Source organism: Corallococcus interemptor, from assembly GCF_003668875.1.
Classification (GTDB): Bacteria; Myxococcota; Myxococcia; order Myxococcales; family Myxococcaceae; genus Corallococcus; species Corallococcus interemptor.
Window position 1 is genome coordinate 1 of record NZ_RAWM01000241.1, and the last position, 3726, is coordinate 3726.

4 protein-coding genes are annotated in these 3726 nt (G+C 70.6%); 3 read left to right on the forward strand and 1 reads right to left on the reverse strand.

Going from position 1 to position 3726, the window contains the following annotated elements; all coding sequences use genetic code 11:
• The first annotated feature begins 79 nt into the window (after positions 1–79).
• Both hprK and rapZ read left to right on the forward strand, forming a co-directional pair.
• A complete protein-coding gene (hprK, locus tag D7X96_RS38705; protein ID WP_120551843.1) occupies positions 80–1045 on the forward strand; it encodes an HPr(Ser) kinase/phosphatase in 966 nt (321 codons plus the stop codon).
• Positions 1042–1905, forward strand: a complete 864-nt coding sequence (gene rapZ, locus D7X96_RS38710; RefSeq protein ID WP_120551842.1) for an RNase adapter RapZ — start codon at positions 1042–1044, stop codon at positions 1903–1905. The genes hprK and rapZ overlap by 4 nt, the downstream gene beginning before the upstream one ends.
• Before the next feature lie 32 nt (positions 1906–1937).
• Here the strand turns inward: rapZ and D7X96_RS38715 are convergent, their stop codons facing one another.
• The gene (locus D7X96_RS38715; protein WP_121771981.1) at positions 1938–2783 is read right to left on the reverse strand and encodes an imm11 family protein; all 846 of its coding nucleotides are present in this window, start codon (positions 2781–2783) and stop codon (positions 1938–1940) included.
• A gap of 170 nt (positions 2784–2953) precedes the next feature.
• On the opposite strand from D7X96_RS38715, the gene D7X96_RS38720 reads away from it, so the two are divergent.
• Positions 2954–3726, forward strand: a 773-nt coding sequence (locus tag D7X96_RS38720) for a hypothetical protein (protein ID WP_147468517.1), incomplete at its 3' end; no start/stop codon positions are given.

A 3726-nucleotide genomic window follows, 5' to 3' on the forward strand; every position in this document is an offset into this window, starting at 1 on the left:
CTGTAGGGGAGGCGGGGGGGGCGGCGGACACAGTGCGGTTCACCTCCAGAGGCCGGTGGGTGATATCCAGGTCCCGACGATGAAATCCATTCGCATCTCCCAGCTCCTCGAGGACCAGGGCCACGACCTGCGGCTGACCCTGATGGCGGGCACCCAGGGGCTGGCGCGCACGGTGGACTCCTCGCGCATCCAGAAGCCGGGCCTGGCGCTGGCGGGCTTCATGGAGCACCTCCACCCGCACCGCGTCCAGGTCTTCGGCAACACCGAAATCTCCTACCTGGCCACCCTGCCGGAGGACGCGCAGCGAGCGTCGCTGGCCAAGCTCTTCAGCGAAGAAGACCTGGCGTGCGTGGTGGTCACCAAGGCGCTGGACGTGCCGCGCGCGCTGGTGGACGCCTGCGAGGCGGCGGGCCTGTCGCTGATGATGACGCCGCTGCTCTCCAGCGAGTTCATCCAGCGCGTGCAGAACTTCCTGGAGGACGCGCTCACGGAGTCCAGCAGCCTGCACGGCGTGCTCATGGACGTCTTCGGCGTGGGCATCCTGCTCCTGGGCAAGAGCGGCATCGGCAAGAGCGAGATCGCCCTGGACCTGGTGATGCGCGGCCACCGGCTGGTGGCGGACGACATCGTGGACGTGACCCGGAGGAAGGGGGCCGTCTACGGCGCGGGCAATCCGGTCATCAAGCACCACATGGAGATTCGCGGCCTGGGCATCATCAACATCAAGGACCTCTTCGGAGTGTCCGCCGTCCGGGAACAGAAGAAGATTGAGCTTGTGATCGAACTGCAGGAATGGGATCCGCACCAGGAGTACGACCGCCTGGGCGTGGAGGACAAGCACCTGCAGATCGTCGGCGTGGACATCCCGTTGTCGGTCGTCCCGGTGCGTCCTGGACGCAACATGGCCACCATCGTGGAGGTGGCCGCGCGCAACCAGTTGTTGAAGCTTCAGGGCCACCATTCGGCGCGAGAGTTCGCCGAGCGACTCAATCGAGCCATCGCCCAGGGGGCGATGCGCCGCACCTTGGGAGAAGAGGTCGAGTGACCGCCCCCGCGAAGCAGATCATCGTCATCACCGGCATGTCAGGTTCCGGCAAGTCCACCGCCATCCGTGCGCTGGAGGACGCCGGCTTCTTCTGCATCGACAACCTGCCGGTGCTCCTCCTGCCCAAGCTCACGGAGCTGGCGGGAGGCGGCAACATCGAGCGCATGGCGCTGGTGGTGGACGCGCGCGAGGGCGTCTTCCTCAAGGACGCGCCCCGCGTGCTGGATGAGGTGCGCCGCGCGGGTCACCAGGTGGACGTGCTCTTCCTGGACGCCAGCGACGACAGCCTCATGCGCCGCTTCAGCGAGACGCGCCGCCGCCACCCGCTGGCCCCGGATGGCACGGTGGCGGAGGGCATCCACAAGGAGCGCGAGGCGCTGAAGGACCTGCGGGAGATGGCGGATCAGGTCATCGACTCGTCGGCGCTCAACGTGCACGACCTGAAGCGCATGGTGCAGGGGCGCTTCAGCCCGGAGCCCACGACGGGCCCCAGCCTGTCCATCATGTCCTTCGGCTACCGCTACGGCGTGCCGCCGCAGGCGGACCTCGTCTTCGACGTGCGCTTCCTGCCGAACCCGTACTTCGTGCCGGAGCTCAAGGGGCTCACGGGCAAGAACCCGAAGGTGTCCGGGTACGTGCTGGAGCGCGAGGAGACGCAAGCGTTCCTCGAGAAGGTCGTGGACCTCTGCCGCTTCCTGTTCCCGCGCTACCAGAAGGAGGGCAAGGCGTACCTCACGGTGGCGCTGGGGTGCACGGGCGGCAAGCACCGCTCGGTGGCGCTGGCGGCGGAGATGGTGCGCCGGCTGTCCGCGGACTACGGCCGCGTGCAGCTGTGGGACCGGGACATCGAGAAGGAGTAGCGCCCAAGGCTCCGGAGCCTCCGGAGCCGGCGTCAGTGCCGGGTGTCCGTCACGGGCGTGAAGCGCGCGCCGGTGACGCCCTCCTTCTCCAGGGCCTCCTTCACGGCCTCGGAGACGACGAGGGTGACGGGCCAGCCCCAGGGGCGGAACACGCGGGCGCGGCCCACCTGGTCGGGGTCGATTCTCAGGCCCCGCACGGAGCGGTACTGGCCCTCGCGCGCGGGGACGCCGTCGCCGGGGCCGTAGCGGTGGATCTCCAGGCAGGCGGCCTCGTCCACGCAGCGGATGAGGCGCGTGGCGACGACGAGGAAGTACGGCTTCGGCTGGCCCTCGATGTTCACGGGGATGAGCTGCACGTCCTCGGGCGCCAGGCGCGCGAACACGGCGGCGACGCGCGGGTGCACCACGGGGGTGAGGCCCGCGCCCGCGAGGCTGAAGTCGAGCGGGGTGGCCCTCGCCTCATTGGGGATGTGGAGCGGGCCGGGCGGGTCCACGGGGCGCCCGGCGGTGAACATCCACACGTCGCCCACCTCCTTGTCCTCCCGGTCCAGCGGGTCACCGGGTTCCCAGCGGTTGGGGGCGCGGAAGTCGTCGTGCAGGTCGTAGAAGCGGGTCTGCGTGGCGGCGGCGCGGCGGGACTTCTTGCGGTTGCCGGCGTGCGGGGCGGCCCCGTGCGCGACGATGCGCGCGGCCGGACGGCGGGGACGGCTGGTGCCATGCCGGGCGGCGGGCGAAGGCTCCTCCGCGACCGACGCGCGCGAGCGCCGGGGCGCGGCGGCTGCTTCGGTACCGCCGGGCAGGCTCTGCCGGTCCGGGGGGCTGCTTGCGGAGGGGCGGAGCCACAGCCGTCGCAGCGCGTTGGTGAGACGCCTGAACATCAAGCGATGTTACCCAAGCGCCTGCTGGAGGGGAGCCCCTACCGTGGTGCTTCCTCGCCCATTCTCAAGGCAGGCTGGCAGCCGACCCGGTTTCCCGGGGGGAGAGGGCCTCCCGGGGGCCTGTTTCCCCCGTGGCCGGGCCGCGAGGGGCCATGCCATGGTCGGCGCCCATGACGACGCCGAGCCCGAGGTCCGAAGTCCCGGCCACGCCGGAAGCCGTGTTCGCCAGCCTGCTCCAGAAGCTGGGGGAGGCGGGTCGGGCGCCGGCCGGAGCGGCGGCTCAGCCAAGGACGCCGGAAGCGCTGGCGGCGGCCCTCTTCGACGTCGCGGGCAGGACGGGCGCGGCGATGTTCTCCGTCTGGGGGGCGGACGACACGGAGACGGCCGAGGACGAGGACGGATCCGACGCGGCCACGGGCGAGAGGGTGATCAACGCGGGCATCACGCTGTTCTTCATCCAGAAGGACTCGCCGGACCGGGTGGGGCTGCTGGGCACGGAGCGGGTCCCGGTGCGTCAGCCCATGGCGTACGAACTGTACCGGCCGCTGGGGAAGGCGCTGGCGGAGTACGCGAAGCGGGGAGCGGATCCGGTGATGCCGGACCGAGGCCGTGCGGTCTTCCCGGCGGGCGCGGCGGATCCGGACATCGAGTTCCGCGTGTCCTTCCGGGACACCGAGCTGGGCACCTGGACCACGGCGCTGGCGAGGGACCGGGAGGAGCGCCAAGCATACCCGAGCATCTCCAGCCTGCGGCTCTCCACCGAAGCGGCGACGTTCCTGAAGGGGCTCTTCAACCGCCTGGACCCGTCGCTGTTCAACGGTCAGGTGGTGCTGCTCACGGGAGCCTCCAGCACGGGCCGCAGCACGACCCTGCGCGCGGTGATGGACGCGCTGCCCGACAACGTGCACGCACTGGCGGCATTGGAGGAGCCGAAGGGTGGGCC